The 19,460-nt window shown below is 42.7% G+C and carries 19 protein-coding genes; 17 read left to right on the forward strand and 2 right to left on the reverse strand.

The features are described from left to right. The first annotated feature begins 210 nt into the window (after positions 1 to 210). From HMPREF9189_RS04925 to HMPREF9189_RS04955, 7 genes are all read left to right on the forward strand, one after another. On the forward strand, positions 211 to 1,089 hold the full coding sequence (locus HMPREF9189_RS04925; RefSeq protein WP_000746357.1) for a phosphate ABC transporter substrate-binding protein PstS: 879 nt from the start codon (positions 211 to 213) through the stop codon (positions 1,087 to 1,089). Beyond that, positions 1,089 to 2,006, forward strand: a complete 918-nt coding sequence (gene pstC, locus HMPREF9189_RS04930) for a phosphate ABC transporter permease subunit PstC (protein WP_001070949.1) — start codon at positions 1,089 to 1,091, stop codon at positions 2,004 to 2,006. The genes HMPREF9189_RS04925 and pstC overlap by 1 nt, the downstream gene beginning before the upstream one ends. Continuing rightward, positions 1,996 to 2,880 (forward strand): phosphate ABC transporter permease PstA, encoded by an 885-nt coding sequence (pstA, locus tag HMPREF9189_RS04935; RefSeq protein WP_000543052.1) that lies wholly within the window; start codon positions 1,996 to 1,998, stop codon positions 2,878 to 2,880. The genes pstC and pstA overlap by 11 nt, the downstream gene beginning before the upstream one ends. A gap of 10 nt (positions 2,881 to 2,890) precedes the next feature. Then, a complete protein-coding gene (pstB, locus tag HMPREF9189_RS04940; protein ID WP_000049855.1) occupies positions 2,891 to 3,694 on the forward strand; it encodes a phosphate ABC transporter ATP-binding protein PstB in 804 nt (267 codons plus the stop codon). Positions 3,695 to 3,706: 12 nt separating this feature from the next. After that, positions 3,707 to 4,465 (forward strand): phosphate ABC transporter ATP-binding protein PstB, encoded by a 759-nt coding sequence (gene pstB / locus HMPREF9189_RS04945; RefSeq protein WP_000138671.1) that lies wholly within the window; start codon positions 3,707 to 3,709, stop codon positions 4,463 to 4,465. A gap of 11 nt (positions 4,466 to 4,476) precedes the next feature. Continuing rightward, a complete protein-coding gene (gene phoU / locus HMPREF9189_RS04950) occupies positions 4,477 to 5,130 on the forward strand; it encodes a phosphate signaling complex protein PhoU (RefSeq protein ID WP_000946477.1) in 654 nt (217 codons plus the stop codon). Between the two features lie 156 nt (positions 5,131 to 5,286). Next, the gene (locus tag HMPREF9189_RS04955) at positions 5,287 to 6,102 is read left to right on the forward strand and encodes an ABC transporter substrate-binding protein (protein ID WP_009755289.1); all 816 of its coding nucleotides are present in this window, start codon (positions 5,287 to 5,289) and stop codon (positions 6,100 to 6,102) included. 19 nt (positions 6,103 to 6,121) lie between these two features. Here HMPREF9189_RS04955 and HMPREF9189_RS04960 read toward each other — a convergent pair whose 3' ends face one another. Then, a complete protein-coding gene (locus HMPREF9189_RS04960) occupies positions 6,122 to 7,393 on the reverse strand; it encodes a PLP-dependent aminotransferase family protein (RefSeq protein WP_000712274.1) in 1,272 nt (423 codons plus the stop codon). Between the two features lie 145 nt (positions 7,394 to 7,538). Between HMPREF9189_RS04960 and budA the strand changes: the two genes are divergently transcribed. The 10 genes from budA (at position 7,539) to alaS (ending at position 17,920) form a co-directional block, all read left to right on the forward strand. Continuing rightward, entirely contained in the window at positions 7,539 to 8,270 is a 732-nt protein-coding gene (budA, locus tag HMPREF9189_RS04965; protein ID WP_000375405.1) for an acetolactate decarboxylase, read from the forward strand. A gap of 9 nt (positions 8,271 to 8,279) precedes the next feature. Further along, positions 8,280 to 9,035 (forward strand): YhfC family intramembrane metalloprotease, encoded by a 756-nt coding sequence (locus tag HMPREF9189_RS04970; RefSeq protein ID WP_000215873.1) that lies wholly within the window; start codon positions 8,280 to 8,282, stop codon positions 9,033 to 9,035. Positions 9,036 to 9,145: 110 nt separating this feature from the next. Continuing rightward, positions 9,146 to 10,051 (forward strand): UDP-N-acetylmuramate dehydrogenase, encoded by a 906-nt coding sequence (gene murB / locus HMPREF9189_RS04975; protein ID WP_000177099.1) that lies wholly within the window; start codon positions 9,146 to 9,148, stop codon positions 10,049 to 10,051. A 158-nt stretch (positions 10,052 to 10,209) separates the two neighbouring features. Further along, a complete protein-coding gene (locus tag HMPREF9189_RS04980) occupies positions 10,210 to 11,367 on the forward strand; it encodes an ABC transporter ATP-binding protein (protein ID WP_000742905.1) in 1,158 nt (385 codons plus the stop codon). After that, positions 11,348 to 12,154 (forward strand): ABC transporter permease, encoded by an 807-nt coding sequence (locus tag HMPREF9189_RS04985; RefSeq protein WP_000754119.1) that lies wholly within the window; start codon positions 11,348 to 11,350, stop codon positions 12,152 to 12,154. The genes HMPREF9189_RS04980 and HMPREF9189_RS04985 overlap by 20 nt, the downstream gene beginning before the upstream one ends. Next, positions 12,151 to 12,924, forward strand: a complete 774-nt coding sequence (locus HMPREF9189_RS04990; RefSeq protein ID WP_000712715.1) for an ABC transporter permease — start codon at positions 12,151 to 12,153, stop codon at positions 12,922 to 12,924. The genes HMPREF9189_RS04985 and HMPREF9189_RS04990 overlap by 4 nt, the downstream gene beginning before the upstream one ends. Next, entirely contained in the window at positions 12,921 to 13,991 is a 1,071-nt protein-coding gene (locus HMPREF9189_RS04995; protein ID WP_000737939.1) for an ABC transporter substrate-binding protein, read from the forward strand. The genes HMPREF9189_RS04990 and HMPREF9189_RS04995 overlap by 4 nt, the downstream gene beginning before the upstream one ends. A gap of 186 nt (positions 13,992 to 14,177) precedes the next feature. After that, entirely contained in the window at positions 14,178 to 14,543 is a 366-nt protein-coding gene (locus tag HMPREF9189_RS05000; protein WP_025168507.1) for a DUF3021 family protein, read from the forward strand. Between the two features lie 251 nt (positions 14,544 to 14,794). Further along, the gene (locus HMPREF9189_RS05005) at positions 14,795 to 15,280 is read left to right on the forward strand and encodes an LURP-one-related/scramblase family protein (RefSeq protein ID WP_000847078.1); all 486 of its coding nucleotides are present in this window, start codon (positions 14,795 to 14,797) and stop codon (positions 15,278 to 15,280) included. A gap of 21 nt (positions 15,281 to 15,301) precedes the next feature. Beyond that, a complete protein-coding gene (gene alaS / locus HMPREF9189_RS05010) occupies positions 15,302 to 17,920 on the forward strand; it encodes an alanine--tRNA ligase (protein WP_000811707.1) in 2,619 nt (872 codons plus the stop codon). Between the two features lie 87 nt (positions 17,921 to 18,007). Here the strand turns inward: alaS and HMPREF9189_RS05015 are convergent, their stop codons facing one another. Then, a complete protein-coding gene (locus HMPREF9189_RS05015; RefSeq protein WP_001181034.1) occupies positions 18,008 to 19,456 on the reverse strand; it encodes an alpha-amylase in 1,449 nt (482 codons plus the stop codon). Positions 19,457 to 19,460 lie beyond the last annotated feature (4 nt).

A 19,460-nucleotide genomic window follows, 5' to 3' on the forward strand; every position in this document is an offset into this window, starting at 1 on the left:
AGCTAGTCAAAGAATCTATTCTATGTTATATTGGAAGTATGAGTTTTTTCTGATAGTCTTTCATTTTTACTTATATTATGTGATGAATTGACTGGTCCCCAAGGGGGCTTCCAGTCTATAAATCGTAAACCAAGTCTTATCATCACTGATTGATATGATAGGAACAGAAAGAAATCAGAACATTTATCATTATGTTCAAGGAGAAAAACAGTGAAAAAAAGAAAAAAGCTCGTCATGTCTCTTGCAGCTCTTTTGATGGCAGGTTCTCTAGCAGGATGTGCTAGCTGGATTGATCGTGGAGAATCCATGACAGCTGTTGGTTCAACAGCTCTTCAACCTCTTGTCGAAGCAGCAGCAGATGAATTTGGTTCTAGAAACATCGGAAAAACAGTCAATGTTCAAGGTGGTGGATCGGGTACGGGACTTTCCCAAGTCCAGTCTGGAGCAGTAGACATCGGGAATTCTGACGTCTTTGCAGAGGAAAAAGATGGAATCGATGCTTTATCACTAGTGGACCACAAGGTTGCAGTGGCTGGTCTTGCAGTGATTGTAAACAAGGAAGTGGATGTTGAAAATCTCACAACCGAGCAACTTCGCAAAATCTTTACAGGTGAAGTGACCAACTGGAAAGAAGTTGGGGGCAAAGACCTGGCCATTTCAATCATCAACCGAGCAGCAAGTTCTGGTTCACGAGCGACGTTTGACAATGTCGTAATGAATGGTCAGGCTGCAATGCAGAGCCAAGAACAGGATTCCAATGGAATGGTCAAGTCGATTGTCTCCCAAACTCCAGGAGCCATTTCTTATCTTGCCTTTGCCTATGTGGATGACTCAGTCAAGACCATGAAGCTCAATGGCTATGAGCCTACGTCTGAAAATGTAACGACCAACAACTGGCCTTTGTGGTCTTATGAACATATGTACACACTTGGTCAGCCAAATGAGTTAGCTGCTGAATTCCTGAATTTCGTCCTCTCAGACGAAGCCCAAAATGGGATTGTTAAGGGCATGGGCTATATTTCCATCAATGAAATGAAAGTCCAAAAGGATGCTTCAGGTACCGTTACAGCAGTAGAAGGAGGTCAATAATGAATCAAGAAGAATTATCTAAAAAATTACTATCTCCTTCAAAGAACTCTCGTCTTGAGAAATTTGGTAAAGGTTTGACCTTCACTTGCCTTTCTTTGATTGTTATCATTGTGGCGATGATTTTGATTTTTGTAGCCCAAAAAGGCTTATCAACTTTCTTTGTCAATGGGGTGAATATCTTTGATTTCCTCTTTGGACAAACTTGGAATCCTTCAGGGAAACAATTTGGTGCCCTTCCGATGATTTTGGGCTCCTTTATTGTGACGATTTTATCTGCCCTGATTGCAACCCCCTTCGCTATCGGAGCTGCAGTCTTTATGACAGAAGTATCACCAAAGGGTGCAAAGATTTTGCAACCAGCCATTGAACTCCTCGTCGGTATTCCTTCAGTCGTCTATGGATTTATCGGTTTGCAAGTTGTGGTGCCTTTTGTTCGTAGCATCTTTGGTGGAACTGGTTTTGGGATCTTGTCAGGGATTTTCGTTCTTTTTGTCATGATTCTACCAACTGTAACCTTTATGACAACAGACAGCTTGCGTGCTGTTCCTCGTCATTACCGTGAAGCTAGTTTGGCTATGGGAGCCACTCGTTGGCAAACCATCTGGCGTGTGACCTTGAAAGCAGCACGTTCAGGTATTTTCACAGCAGTGGTCTTTGGGATGGCGCGTGCCTTCGGTGAAGCTCTTGCTATTCAGATGGTTGTCGGAAACTCAGCAGTTATCCCAACTTCGCTAACAACACCAGCTGCGACTTTGACTTCTATTTTGACTATGGGTATCGGAAATACCGTCATGGGAACGGTTGATAATAACGTTCTCTGGTCACTGGCCTTAGTATTGCTCTTGATGAGTTTGGCCTTTAATAGTGTGATTAAGTTGATTACGAAAGAAAGAGGAAAGAAAAACTATGCACGCTAAGAAATTAGATAAACTTGCAACAGCTGTCCTCTATACCATCGCTGGTATCATTGTTGCCATCTTGGAATCCTTGATTCTCTATATCTTGGTGAGAGGGTTACCGCACATCTCTTGGTCTTTCTTGACTGGAAAATCATCCTCTTATCAAGCAGGTGGGGGTATCGGGATTCAGCTCTACAATTCCTTCTTCCTTTTAGTCATTACCTTGATTATCTCTGTGCCTTTGTCTATGGGGGCTGGGATTTACCTAGCTGAATATGCAAAAAAGGGTCCTGTGACAAATTTTGTCAGAACCTGTATTGAGATTTTGTCTTCTCTACCATCAGTCGTTGTGGGTCTCTTTGGTTACTTGATTTTTGTAGTCCAGTTTGAGTATGGATTCTCAATCATTTCAGGTGCCTTGGCCTTGACGGTCTTTAACCTCCCTCAGATGACTCGAAATGTTGAGGACAGTTTAAAACACGTTCACCATACACAACGTGAGGCTGGCTTAGCTCTTGGAATTTCTCGTTGGGAGACTGTAGTTCATGTCGTCATTCCAGAAGCTCTTCCAGGCATCGTAACGGGTGTTGTCTTGGCCTCTGGCCGTATCTTTGGTGAGGCCGCCGCTCTTATCTATACGGCAGGACAATCCGCTCCAGCCCTTGACTGGTCTAACTGGAATATCCTCAGTGTTACCAGCCCCATCTCAATCTTCCGTCAAGCAGAAACCTTGGCTGTCCACATTTGGAAGGTCAACAGTGAAGGAACCATTCCTGATGCTACCATTGTATCTGCTGGTTCTGCTGCTGTGCTCCTCATCTTTATCTTGATTTTTAACTTTGGAGCACGCAAACTCGGAAGCTATCTACACAAGAAATTAACCGCTGCCTAAAGGAGAAGCCATGTCAAAATATAACTGGGATGAAAAGCATATCATCACCTTCCCTGAAGAAAAAGTGGCCCTCTCCACCAAGGATTTACATGTTTACTATGGTAAAAATGAATCCATCAAGGGCATCAATATGCAATTTGAAAAAAATAAAATTACAGCCTTGATTGGCCCCTCTGGATCTGGGAAATCTACTTATCTTCGCAGTCTCAATCGGATGAATGATACCATTGATATTGCCAAGGTCACAGGTCAAATCCTCTACCGAGGGATTGACGTCAACCGTCCAGAAATCAATGTCTATGAGATGCGCAAGCATATCGGAATGGTCTTTCAACGTCCAAATCCATTTGCCAAGTCTATTTACCGCAACATTACTTTTGCTCATGAACGTGCAGGTGTTAAGGACAAGAAAGTACTTGATGAAATTGTAGAAACCTCTCTCCGACAGGCTGCCCTTTGGGATCAGGTCAAAGACGACCTCCATAAATCAGCCTTGATGCTTTCTGGAGGTCAGCAACAACGTCTCTGTATCGCTCGCGCCATCTCTGTTAAGCCAGATATCCTCTTGATGGATGAACCGGCGTCAGCCTTGGATCCGATTGCGACAGCCCAACTGGAAGAAACCATGTTGGAATTGAAGAAAGACTTTACCATCATCATCGTTACCCACAGTATGCAGCAGGCAGCGCGTGCAAGTGACTACACAGGATTTTTCTACTTGGGCGATTTGATCGAGTATGATAAGACATCCAATATTTTCCAAAATGCTAAGTTACAGTCAACCAATGACTATGTAACGGGACACTTTGGTTAGAAAGGAAGCAGTATGACAGAACCGATTTTGCAGGTTAAAGACCTGTCCGTTTATTACAATAAAAAGAAGGCTTTGAATAGTGTTTCCCTTTCTTTCCAACCTAAGGAAATAACCGCCTTGATTGGTCCTTCTGGATCAGGAAAGTCCACCCTGCTCAAAGCCATCAACCGCATGGGCGATCTAAATCCTGAGGTGACAACAACTGGAACAGTGATTTACAATGGCCACAATATCTACAGTCCACGTACCGATACGGTTGAATTGCGTAAGGAAATCGGTATGGTCTTTCAACAGCCCAATCCTTTCCCTATGTCTATCTATGAAAATGTTGTCTACGGCCTACGTATCAATGGAGTCAGGGATAAACATGTTTTGGATGAAGCGGTGGAAAAAGCTTTGCAACGCGCTTCTATTTGGGATGAGGTCAAGGATCGCTTGCATGATTCAGCCATTGGTCTCTCAGGTGGACAACAACAACGTGTTTGTGTTGCTCGTGTCTTAGCAACCAGTCCCAAGATTATTCTCTTGGATGAACCAACTTCAGCTTTGGATCCTATCTCGGCTGGTAAGATTGAGGAAACCTTGTATGGTCTGAAAGATAAATACACCATGCTCTTGGTAACGCGTTCGATGCAACAGGCCTCTCGTATCTCTGATAAAACAGGATTTTTCCTAGATGGGGATTTGATCGAGTTTAACGATACTAAGAAAATGTTCCTAGACCCACAAAACAAGGAAACAGAAGATTATATTACAGGAAAATTTGGATAAGGAGTTGAATGATGTTACGATCTCAATTTGAAGAAGATTTAGAGAAATTGCACAACCAGTTTTATGCTATGGGACAAGAAGTGCTCTCACAAATCAATCGTACAGTGCGTGCCTTTGTTACACATGACCGTGATTTGGCAAAAGAAGTTATTGAGGAAGATGCAGAAGTAAATGGATATGAAGTGAAACTCGAAAAGAAATCATTTGAAATGATTGCCCTTCAACAACCTGTTTCTCAAGACCTCCGTACTGTATTGACCGTTCTCAAGGCAGTATCGGACCTGGAACGTATGGGAGACCATGCGGTGTCAATCGCAAAAGCAACTATTCGTATGAAGGGGGAACAACGCATCCCTGCCGTTGAGGAAGAAATCAAAAAAATGGGGCGCGATGTGAAAAACTTCGTTGAATCTGCTCTCGAACTTTACCTGAATGGTTCTGTGGATCAAGCCTATGAAGTAGCGGCTATGGACGAAAAAATCAACCATTACTTTGATAGTATTCGTGATCTTACTACAGAGGAGATTAGGAAACATCCTGAAGCCATCGTTACAGGCCGTGATTACTTCCAGGTAATTTCCTTCTTGGAACGTATCGGAGACTACGCTAAAAATATCTGTGAATGGGTTGTTTACTTTGAAACAGGGAAGATTGTCGAACTATAAGAAACGGTTTAAATATACAGAATAAAAGGCTGATTGTGATAAATCAGTCTTCTTTTTATGAAAGGAATTATTTTATATTCAAAATCTCTAAAAGGGTTGACAACTATTTTTAAAAGAGTTATAATTATTCAAAAATAATAGAAAGGTCGTTTATTTATGAAATTTAAGAAATGGATATTAGTTGTATGTAGCATGCTGGCCAGCGTGATTTTAGTAGCTTGTCAATCCAGTACGGATAGTTCCCAGTCAGCTGTGGACGCTATTAAACAAAAAGGAAAGCTAGTCGTTGCGACCAGCCCAGACTATGCACCTTTTGAATTCCAATCCTTGGTAGATGGTAAAAACCAAGTGGTTGGGGCAGATATTGATATGGCTCAAGCGATTGCGGATGAGCTTGGGGTTAAACTTGAAATCTCTAGCATGAGTTTTGACAATGTTTTGACCAGCCTTCAAACTGGAAAGGCTGACTTAGCCATTGCAGGAATTAGTGCTACAGATGAGAGAAAGGAAGTCTTTGACTTTTCAATCCCTTACTATGAGAACAAAATGAGTTTCTTGGTGAGAAAATCCGATTTAGACAAGTACAAGGATCTTTCAAGCCTCGCAAGTGCGAATATCGCAGCTCAAAAGGGAACCGTTCCAGAAACTATGGTGAAGGAACAATTGCCAAATGCTCAACTGACTTCTTTGACTAATATGGGGGAAGCAGTTAATGAATTGCAGGCTGGAAAAGTAGATGCTGTTCATATGGATGAACCAGTTGCTCTTAGCTACGCAGGTAAAAACTCAGATCTTGCCGTTGCAACTGTTAATTTGACAATGAAAGATGGCGAAGCCAATGCCGTTGCTATCAAGAAGGATCAATCAGACCTGAAAGCAGTAGTAGATAAGGTTATCCAAAAACTAAAAGATGACGGAACCTATCAAAGCTATCTTGAAAAAGCAGCGAAACTAACAGAAGTTGAACAATAAGAAAAAGCAGAGTTGGACTTTAATCCAATTCTGCTTTTATGTATTCTAATAACTCTTCTAGATTTTCGAGAGAGACTTTAGCGAACTGATAAGGACAGGCGTCCAAATAAGCCTTCTCAAAAAAGTCTAGTTTGAGTGAGCTGTGTTTTAAACTGGTGATTTTAGGATAGTCTCTCAAATCAAGCAAAAGACCATCATGTAGAGGATAGTGGGGCAAGGGACAGGTGTTTTCTTCAAGCACTTTCTTTATCTGAGTCTGATAGTTCTCTTGAAGGGTCAGTCTGGCCAGTCGATTTTTTTCAAATAGCCGGCTATCGATGTAAAGAGAGAGAGCCTTTTGCATGATGAGATTGCTGTCATAGTCCAGGATATTTTTGTAGGAAACAAAGGCCTTTTTTAGGGCATTTGGGAGAATGAGAGCGGTAATACGAAGGGCTGGAAAGAGGCTGGTTGAGAAGGACTTGATATAAATGACCCGATCCTCAGTGTCCAGATAGTGGAAGGTCTGCCCTTTTTTAGGGTCTAAATCTCCTAGATAGTCATCCTCTACGATGTAAACACCATACTGGTTTGCTAGATCTAGAATAGCCCTTTTTTCCTGATCAGAATAGGAATGACCTAGAGGATAGTGGAAGCGAGGAATAGTGTAGAAAAACTTGATTTTCCCAGATTTGAACTGTTCTTCCAGTTCTTCAAGGTCAATGCCATCAATACGGCGTTCAATGGTCTGGTAGGCTAATCCTTGAGCGACCAAGAGGCGATTCATTCGGTGGTAGGTCGGTTGTTCGACCAAAATCTCAGCTCCCTCGCTCGGAAAGTTAATCTGAGAAAGGATAAAGAGAGCTTGCTGGGTGCCAGAAGTTAGAACAAGTTGATCGGGTTTACAGTAGAGGGCTTGGTCAAAGAGGAGTTGATGGACAGATTGTCTGAGTTCCTCAAGGCCTTCTTGGTTGTCATAGTAGTTGAAGAGGTAGTTTTCTCGGCCTATCAGGGTTTCGTTGACGCAGAGTCTGAAATCGTCATAAGCACTAGCATGCTCGTCAGTGACTTCAATTTCCAAGTCTTGGTGCTGTCCTTGTTCTAGAACATAGTAGCCACTTTGGGGTTTGGCATAGAGGTATTGTTCATGGCGTAATTTCAGTAGGGCTCGTTGGATAGTGTCCTTGCTACAGTGAAAGTCTTGGCTCAGTTGACGGATAGAGGGAAGCCGGCTACCTGTTGGAAATTTTCCTGATTCGATACCTTTTTTGAGAAAGGAAACGACTGCTTGGTATTTACTTTCTTTCTTCATTCCAGACCTCCCTTGATTTTGTTACATTGTACCTTTTTTTTGCCTCCTTTGCAATGGGAAAAGTATTTCTCCCTTTCACAACTAGGAGCAAATGTGGTATACTTAGAAAGTATGATGATTCATTGAAAAGAAGTTAAGAAAGAGAATGGATAGAAAAGTGCAGGAACCAGTAAAATTATTTCAATACAATACTCTAGGTGCCCTAATGGCAGGTCTCTATGGTGGAACCATGACAGTGGGAGAATTGCTGGAACATGGTGACCTCGGTTTGGGAACTTTGGATTCGATTGATGGGGAGTTGATTGTCCTTGATGGCAAGGCTTATCAAGCCAAGGGATCTGGTCAAACGCCTGAAATCGTCGAGGTGGCAGCGGATGCTCTTATTCCCTATGCAGCAGTGGTTCCTCATCAGGCAGAGGTGATTTTCCGCCAGCGCTTTGAGATGACAGATAAGGAATTGGAAAAGCGAATTGAATCCTACTATGATGGGGAGAATCTTTTTCGTTCCATCAAGATTCATGGCGAATTTTCACAAATGCACGTGCGGATGATTCCCAAATCCACACCTGATACCAAGTTTGCTGATGTGGCGACTCACCAACCTGAATATAGCCGTGAAAATGTATCGGGAACCATTGTTGGGTTTTGGACGCCAGAGATTTTCCATGGAGTGAGTGTTGCAGGTTACCATTTGCATTTTATCTCAGATGATTTGACCTTTGGTGGGCATGTGATGGACTTTGTTATCAAAGAAGGAATGATTGAGGTTGGGGCAGTCGACCAGTTGGACCAACGTTTTCCAGTCCAAGATCGCCAGTATTTATTTGCCAAATTTAACGTTGACGAGATGAAGAAAGATATTGATAAGTCAGAATAGGAGAAAAAGATGACAGTACATATTATCCTCACCATGATCGCTTTAGTTCTCATTCTAGTAGGTGGAACTTGGTATGCCAAAAAACGGTTTAAAATCTCTCTTGCAGTGATGGGCTTGGGGGCAATCGCATTTTTTGTTTCTTCTCAAGTGTTAGAGAAGATGGTTCACCTTCTGGTACTCCATCCGCAAAAAGATGGAACCATTCCGCTCATGCAGGAGCAGCCTTTCTTATACGTCCTTTATGGGATTGCCATGGCTGCCCTCTTTGAAGAGACGGCCCGTTTTATCTTTTTTAAATGGTTGGAGAAAAAGAGAAAGTTGGAAGATAGAGATGCTTGGGCTTATGGCTTAGGACATGGAGGCTTAGAGATGCTCTACCTCGGAATGGGAAGTTTGATTAGCCTTTTGATCCTCTTTTCACTAGTACAGTCATCAAATACTGATGCGGCGAATCTTCTTACAAAGAGTACATTAGAAACAGTTCAGTCTCTATCAGCATGGCAGATCTATCTACTAGGAGTTGAGCGTGTCCTTGCTCTGGTTCTCCAAATGAGCCTTACTGTCTGGGTCTATCAAAGTGTCCGTCAAAAGAAATGGATCTATCTCGTTGCTGCCTATGGCTTGCATGCTTTGTTTGACTTAGCTCCAGCTCTATCTCAAGTGGGATGGATTACAAATCCGCTTCTAGTGGAGGGCATTCTTCTTGTAGAAGTACTTGCCTTTGTCTGGCTTACAAAATCTACATTTTGGAAAAAATCATCATAAAAAGAGGTTCACCTCTTTTTTTATGCAATGCTTTGATACTTCCATTTTTCGGTTCGTCAAAAGCCTTTAAAAATGGTATAATGAAATGACTTTACAAAAGGATGAGAGATATGACATTAGTAACTAAAATACAAGAACAATTAGAAGGAATTGATATTCGTTTCAAGGAACCCTTGAAGACCTATACCTATACCAAGGTCGGAGGTCGAGCGGATTATCTGGTTTTGCCACGCAATCGCTATGAGATGGCGCGTGTCGTTCAATTTGCCAATCAAGAGAATATTCCTTGGATGGTGCTAGGAAATGCCAGCAATATTATCGTTCGTGACGGTGGAATTCGTGGATTTGTCATCTTGTGTGACAAGCTCAATAACGTTTCAGTTGATGGTTATACCATTGAAGCGGAAGCTGGGGCCAACTTGATTGAAACGACACGTATTGCCCTCCGTCATAGTTTGACTGGATTCGAGTTTGCCTGTGGCATTCCAGGGAGCGTCGGTGGTGCGGTCTTTATGAATGCGGGTGCCTATGGAGGAGAGATTGCCCATATCTTGCAGTCTTGTCAAATTTTGACCAAGGAAGGGGAGATTGAGACCTTATCTGCCAAGGAATTGGCTTTTGGTTACCGTCATTCAGCTGTTCAAGATTCTGGAGCTGTTGTTTTGTCAGCTAAATTTGCCCTATCTCCAGGGAATCATCAGGTTATCAAGCAAGAAATGGACCGCTTAACGCACCTACGTGAACTCAAACAACCTCTAGAATACCCATCTTGTGGTTCGGTCTTTAAGCGTCCTGTTGGTCATTTTGCGGGTCAGTTAATTTCAGAAGCTGGATTGAAAGGCTATCGTATCGGTGGTGTTGAAGTGTCTGAAAAGCACGCTGGCTTCATGATCAATGTTGCTGACGGAACGGCGAAAGACTATGAGGACTTGATCCAATCTGTTATTGAAAAAGTCAAGGAACACTCAGGTGTCACCCTTGAGAGAGAAGTCCGAATCTTGGGTGAGAAAGAGTAAAATTTAGGCAGAAAAGCTGCTACTATGTCAATAGAAAGGGGGTGAAAGCCTATCGTTAGCGAAGATGCATGTAGGCAGTTCAAACTCCTACACGAGGTAGTAGTGGCCTGACAGATCCCGGATCTGTTAATTTATGAAAAAGAAGGAATTTATGACAATTGAAAAAACCAATTATCGAATTCAAAAACGTCTCTAAAGTTTTTGAAGACAGCAACACCAAGGTTCTCAAAGACATCAACTTTGAGTTGGAAGAAGGGAAATTTTACACTCTTTTAGGCGCATCTGGTTCAGGAAAATCAACCATACTGAACATCATTGCAGGTTTACTGGATGCGACGACAGGAGATATTTTGCTGGATGGGGTACGGATCAACGATATCCCAACCAACAAGCGAGACGTCCATACGGTCTTCCAATCCTATGCCTTGTTTCCACATATGAATGTGTTTGAAAATGTTGCCTTTCCACTCCGCTTGCGTAAAGTCGACAAGAAAGAAATCGAACAACGTGTTGCGGAAGTCCTCAAGATGGTTCAGTTGGAAGGTTATGAAAAACGTTCCATCCGTAAACTATCTGGGGGACAACGTCAGCGTGTAGCTATTGCCCGTGCCATCATCAACCAACCCCGTGTGGTCTTGCTGGACGAGCCTTTGTCAGCGCTGGACTTGAAATTGCGGACAGACATGCAGTACGAACTGCGTGAACTGCAACAACGATTGGGGATTACCTTTGTCTTTGTCACTCACGATCAGGAGGAAGCCCTTGCTATGAGTGACTGGATTTTCGTTATGAATGATGGCGAAATTGTCCAGTCAGGAACACCTGTGGATATCTACGATGAGCCTATCAACCACTTTGTAGCTACCTTTATCGGTGAATCCAACATCTTGCCAGGAACTATGATTGAGGACTACTTGGTCGAGTTTAACGGCAAACGCTTTGAAGCGGTCGATGGTGGGATGAAGCCAAACGAGCCTGTGGAAGTTGTTATTCGTCCAGAGGACTTGCGTATTACACTTCCTGAAGAAGGCAAGCTCCAAGTTAAGGTGGATACTCAACTTTTCCGTGGGGTTCACTACGAGATTATCGCCTACGACGAACTTGGTAATGAATGGATGATCCACTCAACTCGTAAGGCCATTGTGGGTGAGGAAATCGGTCTGGACTTTGAACCAGAAGACATCCATATCATGCGTCTCAACGAAACCGAAGAAGAATTCGATGCTCGTATCGAGGAGTACGTAGAAATCGAAGAGCAAGAAGCAGGTCTGATTAACGCGATCGAGGAGGAAAGAGATGAAGAAAACAACCTCTAAACTCTTTGTAGTGCCCTATATGCTTTGGATTGCCCTCTTTGTTCTCGCACCCTTAGTCTTGATTTTCGGTCAATCCTTTTTCAACATCGAAGGGCAGTTTAGTTTAGAAAACTATAAATCTTACTTTGCGTCACAAAACTTGACCTACCTTAAAATGAGCTTCAACTCTGTGCTCTATGCAGGGATTGTGACTATGGTGACGCTTCTCATCAGCTACCCAACAGCCCTCTTTTTGACTCGTCTCAAGCACCGTCAACTCTGGCTCATGCTGATTATCCTGCCAACATGGATCAACCTGCTCCTCAAGGCCTATGCCTTTATCGGGATTTTTGGTCAAGATGGCTCTATTAACCAATTCTTGGAATTCATCGGAATCGGTTCGCAGCAGTTGCTCTTTACGGATTTCTCCTTTATCTTTGTCGCAAGCTACATCGAGCTTCCCTTTATGATTTTGCCCATTTTCAATGTCTTGGACGATATGGATAACAATCTCATCAATGCTAGCTACGACCTCGGTGCGACCAAGTGGGAGACCTTCCGCCATGTCATCTTCCCTCTATCAATGAACGGAGTGAGAAGTGGGGTTCAGTCTGTCTTTATTCCAAGCTTGAGTCTCTTCATGCTGACCCGTTTGATTGGGGGTAACCGTGTTATCACACTTGGAACGGCTATTGAGCAGAACTTCCTTACTAATGACAACTTTGGAATGGGTTCTACTATCGGTGTGATCCTCGTCCTGACCATGTTCATCACCATGTGGGTGACCAAGGAAAGGAGAGAACGATGAAAAAATTTGCCAATCTCTACCTAGCCTTTGTCTTTATCATCCTTTATTTGCCAATTTTTTACTTGATTGGCTATGCCTTTAATGCTGGCGATGATATGAACAGCTTTACTGGTTTTAGCTTGAGCCATTTTAAAACCATGTTTGGTGATGGTCGCCTTATGTTGATCCTCACCCAAACCTTTTTCTTGGCCTTTCTATCAGCCTTGATAGCGACTATTATCGGGACTTTCGGTGCCATCTATATCTATCAGTCTCGTAAGAAATACCAAGAAGCCTTTCTATCACTCAATAATATTCTCATGGTTGCACCCGACGTTATGATTGGTGCTAGCTTCTTGATTCTCTTTACCCAGCTTAAGTTTTCACTTGGCTTTTTGACGGTTCTATCTAGTCACGTGGCCTTTTCCATCCCTATCGTGGTCTTGATGGTCTTGCCTCGTCTCAAGGAGATGAATGATGACATGATCCATGCAGCTTATGACCTTGGTGCCAGTCAGTTTCAGATGTTCAAGGAAATCATGCTTCCTTACCTGACCCCGTCTATCATTGCAGGTTATTTCATGGCCTTCACCTATTCGCTAGATGACTTTGCCGTGACCTTCTTTGTAACGGGAAATGGCTTTTCGACTCTGTCAGTCGAGATTTACTCTCGTGCTCGTAAGGGGATTTCGCTAGAAATCAATGCCCTCTCTGCACTTGTCTTTCTCTTTAGTATTATCCTAGTTATTGGATATTACTTTATCTCACGTGAGAAGGAGGAGCAAGCATGAAAAAACTCTATTCATTTTTAGCAGGAATTGCAGCAATTATTCTTGTCTTGTGGGGGATTGCGACGCATCTAGATAGTAAAATCAATAGCCGAGATAGTCAGAAATTGGTTATTTACAACTGGGGGGACTATATCGATCCAGAACTCTTGGAGCAATTCACAGAAGAAACAGGTATTCAAGTCCAGTATGAGACCTTTGACTCCAACGAAGCCATGTATACCAAGATTAAGCAAGGTGGAACGACCTACGACATTGCCATCCCGAGTGAGTATATGATTAATAAGATGAAGGACGAAGACCTCTTGGTACCACTCGATTATTCAAAAATTGAAGGAATCGAAAATATCGGACCTGAGTTCCTCAACCAGTCTTTTGACCCGGGCAATAAATTCTCCATCCCTTATTTCTGGGGGACTTTGGGAATTGTCTACAATGAAACCATGGTAGATGAGGCGCCTGAGCATTGGGATGACCTCTGGAAGCCAGAGTATAAGGATTCTATCATGCTCTTTGATGGGGCACGTGAGGTGCTGGGACTCGGGCTTAACTCACTTGGTTACAGCCTCAACTCAAAGGATCCTCAGCAGTTGGAAGAGACAGTGGATAAACTCTACAAACTGACTCCAAATATCAAGGCCATCGTGGCTGACGAGATGAAGGGTTACATGATCCAGAACAATGCGGCCATCGGCGTGACCTTCTCTGGGGAAGCCAGCCAGATGTTGGAGAAAAATCCTAATCTCAAGTATGTCGTTCCGACTGAGGCCAGCAATCTCTGGTTTGATAACATGGTCATTCCTAAAACGGTCAAGAACCAGGATGCAGCCTATGCCTTCATTAACTTTATGTTGAAGCCTGAAAATGCTCTCAAGAATGCAGAGTATGTCGGCTATTCAACACCAAACAATGCTGCTAAGGAAATGCTCCCTGAGGAGATAAAAGAGGACAAGTCCTTCTATCCAGATGCAGATACTATGAAACACCTCGAAGTTTATGAGAAGTTTGATCATAAATGGACAGGAATTTACAGCGACCTCTTCCTACAATTTAAGATGTATCGGAAGTAGAAGATTATCTGCTATCGGAAATAATTTCAATCAGACAAAAAAATAAAACCTAGCCATAGAAAATTAACCATTTTATGGCTAGGTTATTTATTAAAATAGATTATGAATTAGTAGAAAAATATACTTAACTATGCTATAATTTCGATAGAGTTAAAGGCATTTTAATTTATGATTGAGGTAATAGCTATGATTAAAAAAGCTATTTTTAGAGGAATGATTCCTTTTGTCATTATGACCAGTTTGTCAATTTTTATGAGACTTCAAGGAACTGATATTTTTCAGGTTAAAAGTACATTTTTGGTTGGCATTATTGCTACCTCGATAGCATCAGCCTCGGTAATTTATGAAATTGAAAAATGGTCGCTATTTAAACAATCTATTATACATTTTATCATTATGTTTTTTACTGTTCTTCCCTGTCTTCTATTTAGTGGATGGTATAAGTTGATCTCAATTTTGGATTATCTCATTGTTTTAGGTCAATTCTTATTGGTTGGATGTTTCTTGTGGTCTATCGCCTATATAATATTTGGTAAACTGTTAAAAAAATGAGTTTTACTTCATGGTTATTAAGCTTGACGAATCTCTATCAAAACAGTATAATAGTAAAGTTGAGAATTGATTTTCAGTTGTCTTAGTCCAGAGAAATGGCGGTGCTGCGAGCCATCTAAGGTAGGAAATCATGCTACTCAATCAGACAATTGCATAAGAATAAGAGAATGACAAGTTCATTGAATGAAGGTGGTACCGCGGTTTTTCGCCCTTCGTGATATGGACTTGTCTTTTGATTTTTGGAGGTGTTTATGAAGACATTTCTCGTGAAACAAAAGTTTCGTCTTGGAGGCGAACGTTTTGATATCAAGGATGACAGAGGAGTAGTGAACTATCAGGTGGAGGGCTCTTTCTTCCAAATTCCTAAGACCTTTACTATCTATGACGCCTATGGTGAGCAAATCAGTGAGATTAGTAAAGAATTTTTCACCTTACTTCCTCGCTTTACTATTCAGCTACGAAATGGTTCAAATTTCGTTATTCGTAAGAAGTTGACTTTCTTTCGAGATAAGTATGAGTTTGATGATCTAGGGCTTCGTATCGAGGGCAATATCTGGGATTTGAATTTCAAATTGCTGGATGACCGCGACCAAGTGATTGCCGAGATTCGAAAAGAGATTTTCCATTTGACCTCGACTTACACTGTAACTGTCCTTGAGGACTCTTATGCAGATCTGGTCATTTCCCTCTGTGTCGCAATTGACTATGTGGAGATGCTGGAAAGCCAATCAAATTAAACAAGTAAATAAGGAGATATTATGAAACAACTATCTAGTGCTCAAGTTCGCCAAATGTGGCTAGATTTCTGGGCAAGCAAAGGCCACTCTGTAGAACCATCAGTCAGCTTGGTTCCAGTAAACGACCCAACACTTTTGTGGATCAACTCTGGTGTAGCAACTCTTAAGAAATATTTTGACGGAACCATCATTCCTGAAAATCCACGTATTACCAATGCGCAAAAAGCCATCCGTACTAACGACATCGAAAACGTAGGGAAGACTGCGCGTCACCATACCATGTTTGAAATGTTGGGGAACTTCTCTATCGGTGATTACTTCCGTGACGAAGCCATCACTTGGGCTTACGAGCTTTTGACAAGCCCAGAATGGTTTGATTTTCCAGCTGAAAAACTCTACATGACCTATTACCCTGATGACAAAGATTCATACAATCGTTGGATTGCTGTTGGTGTAGATCCAAGTCACTTGATCCCAATCGAGGACAACTTCTGGGAAATTGGTGCTGGACCTTCTGGACCAGATACAGAAATTTTCTTTGACCGTGGAGAAGCTTTTGACCCAGAAAATATCGGTCTTCGTCTCCTTGCTGAAGATATCGAAAACGACCGTTACATCGAAATCTGGAACATCGTTTTGTCACAATTTAACGCGGATCCTGCTGTTCCTCGTAGCGAATACAAGGAATTGCCGCACAAGAACATTGATACGGGCGCTGGTTTGGAGCGTTTGGTGGCGGTTATCCAAGGGGCTAAAACAAACTTTGAAACAGACCTCTTCATGCCGATCATTCGCGAAGTTGAGAAATTGTCTGGTAAGGTCTACGACCAAGATGGCGACAACATGAGCTTTAAGGTTATCGCTGACCACATCCGTTCTCTTTCATTTGCCATCGGTGATGGCGCCCTTCCAGGAAATGAAGGTCGTGGTTATGTCCTTCGTCGTCTGCTCCGTCGTGCTTCTATGCATGGTCAAAAATTGGGCATCAACGAACCTTTCCTTTACAAACTTGTTCCAACTGTTGGAAAAATCATGGAAAGCTACTACCCAGAAGTGCTTGAAAAACGTGACTTTATCGAGAAAATCGTTAAGAGCGAGGAAGAGTCATTTGCTCGTACCCTTCATTCAGGTCAACACTTTGCAGAAACCATTGTAGCTGATTTGAAAGAAAAAGGTCAATCTGTCATTGCTGGTTCAGATGTCTTCAAACTCTACGATACTTATGGATTCCCAGTAGAATTGACAGAAGAAATTGCTGAAGAAGCTGGGATGACTGTTGACCGTGAAGGTTTTGAAGCAGCTATGAAAGAACAGCAAGAACGCGCGCGTGCGTCTGCTGTTAAGGGTGGCTCAATGGGTATGCAAAATGAAACCCTCCAAAACATTACAGTGGAAAGTGTCTTCAACTACAATGCTAGTCAATTGCCTTCTAAGTTGGTGGCTATCGTAGCGGATAACGCTGAAGTAGAAGCTGTTTCTGAAGGAACTGCATCCCTCATCTTTGCAGAGACTCCATTCTATGCTGAAATGGGTGGACAAGTAGCTGACCATGGTCAAATCTTGGACGCTGCAGGAAACCTTGTTGCTACTGTAACAGATGTTCAAAAAGCACCAAACGGACAAGCTCTTCATACTGTTGAAGTTCTTGCTCCTCTTGCTTTGAACCAAGAATACACCTTGGCAATTGATACCAATCGTCGTCACCGTGTCATGAAAAACCACACAGCAACTCACTTGCTCCATGCAGCCCTTCACAATATCCTTGGAAACCATGCAACACAAGCAGGATCCCTTAACGAAGTCGAATTCCTTCGTTTTGACTTCACACACTTCCAAGCAGTAACTCCTGAAGAATTGCGTGCTATTGAACAACAGGTCAATGAGAAAATCTGGGAAGCAATTGCAGTAGAAACTGTTGAGACAGATATTGACACTGCTAAAGAAATGGGAGCTATGGCTCTCTTTGGTGAGAAATACGGTAAAGAAGTTCGTGTTGTTACGATTGGTGACTACTCTGTCGAACTTTGTGGTGGTACCCACGTTGGCAACACTTCTGAGATTGGTCTCTTCAAGATTGTCAAAGAAGAAGGAATCGGTTCAGGTACCCGTCGCATCTTGGCAGTGACTGGTAAGGAAGCCTTTGAAGCCTACCGCGAACAAGAAGACGCTTTGAAAGTCGTCGCAGCAACCTTGAAAGCACCTCAACTCAAGGAAGTACCTCATAAAGTTGAAGGACTTCAAGAACAGGTTCGTCATTTGCAAAAAGAAAATGCTGAGTTGAAAGAAAAAGCCGCCGCCGCAGCTGCAGGTGATGTCTTCAAGGATGTGAAGGAAGCAAACGGACACCGTTACATTGCTAGCCAAGTTTCTGTGTCAGACGCAGGTGCCCTTCGTACCTTTGCGGATAACTGGAAACAAAAAGACTATTCTGATGTGCTTGTCTTAGTCGCAGCTATTGGCGACAAAGTCAATGTCCTTGTAGCAAGCAAGACAAAAGACCTTCATGCAGGAAATCTTGTCAAAGAATTGGCTCCAATCGTCGATGGACGTGGTGGTGGTAAACCAGATATGGCCATGGCAGGAGGAAGTAACCAAGCGAAAATCCAAGAACTCTTGGATGCAGTAGCAGGTAAATTGTAATCAAGTAAAGATCTATCCATTTGGGTAGGTCTTTTTGTGAATACAAAAAAGCCAAATCCGGTTGGATTTGGCTTGTAACTGATAGGTTTATTTTGCTGCCCAGACACTGACTGAACCCGCTGCTACTGGAAATTCTCCATAACCGTCAGCATTGATAGTGACTTGTGCTGAATGATTTTCAAGGAGATCAACAAAGGTTTGGTCAGCCCATTCTTGACCAACAAACATAGACTTGCTGTTTTCTTGGTCATTTGAAATCAAGACTGCGATTGGGGATTGATGTTCAGCACCTGAACGGACCCATCCAATACAGTTGGCATCGTCAAAGTAGTCTGTTTGCTCTCCATAGGCCCTGTCTTTTCGGATGGATAGGAGACGGTCAAGAATTTCTCTGAAATCTTGTTGAGCAAATTGCCCTGAGATACCGTAATAATCTCCGTAAAAGACACATGGAAGACCATCTTGGCGTAATAAAATGAGCGCATAGGCTGCTGGCTTGAACCATTCCTCGACAGTGGACTCAAGCGCTTGACCACGTTGGGTATCGTGGTTATCGACAAAGGTTACAGCCTTGTCAGGCTTGATTTCAACCAAACTATCAGTAAAGATAGTACGAAGGTCGTAGCTTGCGCAAGCATGACTGGCTTCAAAGAGATTCTGGTGGAGACGAACATCGACAAGGTCAAAACGTTCCTCCGTTTTTTCAAGATAATCTAGGTTGGCTTCCTTGTCTGGATTCCAAAATTCCCCGAAAACATAGAAATCCTCACCGTATTTTTCCTTCATATCACGGATGAAATTGCCCATAAAGAAGGAATCGATATGCTTAACGGCATCCAAGCGGAAACCTGCCACACCAGTCGTTTCAATGAACCAGTCAGCCCAGTCATAGATGTTTTGGATGACTTCAGGATGCTTAAAGTCCAGGTCAGCGTACATGAGGTAGTCGTAGTTGCCGTTTTCGTTGTCGACTAATTCCTCATTTGCCCAACCTTTATTGTCTCCTTGGATTAGGTAAATGCCAGACTTACGGCGTTTGGCATCATAGTCTGTACCTGTAAAGTGGTACCAGTGCCAGTGGAAGTCATTGTAGGTATTTTGGCGACCATCGAAGGTAAAGTGAGTCCAGCCATTGATAGTGAAGGGATCGCTTAGTTGAACGGTACGGTCCTCCGGATCGACTTCGATAACTTGAAAGGCTTCCATATGATCGGCAGCAGCCTTGTGATTGAGCACCACATCGGCCATTGGTTGGATCCCATGTTCCTTGAGAGTCTGAATCGTTTGCAGATAATCTTCCTTAAATCCATACTTGGTACGGACAGTCCCTTTTTGGTTAAATTCTCCTAGGTCAAAAAGATCGTAAACACCATAGCCCACATCTTTTTCATTGGTCGCCTTGAAAGCAGGTGGCATCCAGACATGACTGATACCAAGATTCGCTAGATGTTCTGCGTCATCTGCCAATCGCGTCCAGTGTTGTCCGTCGTGGGGCAGATACCACTCAAAGTATTGCATAAGTGTCTGATTTTGCATTGTT

Source organism: Streptococcus sp. oral taxon 071 str. 73H25AP, assembly GCF_000146755.1.
GTDB classification, from domain to species: Bacteria; Bacillota; Bacilli; order Lactobacillales; family Streptococcaceae; genus Streptococcus; species Streptococcus oralis_T.

What these genes read in the sequence shown, in the direction of transcription:
- pstC (WP_001070949.1), top strand. Translation starts at nt 1,089, where the DNA reads ATGAATCAAGAAGAATTATCTAAAAAATTACTATCTCCTTCAAAGAAC.
- pstA (WP_000543052.1), top strand. Translation starts at nt 1,996, where the DNA reads ATGCACGCTAAGAAATTAGATAAACTTGCAACAGCTGTCCTCTATACC.
- pstB (WP_000049855.1), top strand. Translation starts at nt 2,891, where the DNA reads ATGTCAAAATATAACTGGGATGAAAAGCATATCATCACCTTCCCTGAA.
- pstB (WP_000138671.1), top strand. Translation starts at nt 3,707, where the DNA reads ATGACAGAACCGATTTTGCAGGTTAAAGACCTGTCCGTTTATTACAAT.
- phoU (WP_000946477.1), top strand. Translation starts at nt 4,477, where the DNA reads ATGTTACGATCTCAATTTGAAGAAGATTTAGAGAAATTGCACAACCAG.
- HMPREF9189_RS04955 (WP_009755289.1), top strand. Translation starts at nt 5,287, where the DNA reads ATGAAATTTAAGAAATGGATATTAGTTGTATGTAGCATGCTGGCCAGC.
- HMPREF9189_RS04960 (WP_000712274.1), bottom strand. Translation starts at nt 7,393, where the DNA reads ATGAAGAAAGAAAGTAAATACCAAGCAGTCGTTTCCTTTCTCAAAAAA.
- budA (WP_000375405.1), top strand. Translation starts at nt 7,539, where the DNA reads ATGGATAGAAAAGTGCAGGAACCAGTAAAATTATTTCAATACAATACT.
- HMPREF9189_RS04970 (WP_000215873.1), top strand. Translation starts at nt 8,280, where the DNA reads ATGACAGTACATATTATCCTCACCATGATCGCTTTAGTTCTCATTCTA.
- murB (WP_000177099.1), top strand. Translation starts at nt 9,146, where the DNA reads ATGACATTAGTAACTAAAATACAAGAACAATTAGAAGGAATTGATATT.
- HMPREF9189_RS04985 (WP_000754119.1), top strand. Translation starts at nt 11,348, where the DNA reads ATGAAGAAAACAACCTCTAAACTCTTTGTAGTGCCCTATATGCTTTGG.
- HMPREF9189_RS04990 (WP_000712715.1), top strand. Translation starts at nt 12,151, where the DNA reads ATGAAAAAATTTGCCAATCTCTACCTAGCCTTTGTCTTTATCATCCTT.
- HMPREF9189_RS04995 (WP_000737939.1), top strand. Translation starts at nt 12,921, where the DNA reads ATGAAAAAACTCTATTCATTTTTAGCAGGAATTGCAGCAATTATTCTT.
- HMPREF9189_RS05000 (WP_025168507.1), top strand. Translation starts at nt 14,178, where the DNA reads ATGATTAAAAAAGCTATTTTTAGAGGAATGATTCCTTTTGTCATTATG.
- HMPREF9189_RS05005 (WP_000847078.1), top strand. Translation starts at nt 14,795, where the DNA reads ATGAAGACATTTCTCGTGAAACAAAAGTTTCGTCTTGGAGGCGAACGT.
- alaS (WP_000811707.1), top strand. Translation starts at nt 15,302, where the DNA reads ATGAAACAACTATCTAGTGCTCAAGTTCGCCAAATGTGGCTAGATTTC.
- HMPREF9189_RS05015 (WP_001181034.1), bottom strand. Translation starts at nt 19,456, where the DNA reads ATGCAAAATCAGACACTTATGCAATACTTTGAGTGGTATCTGCCCCAC.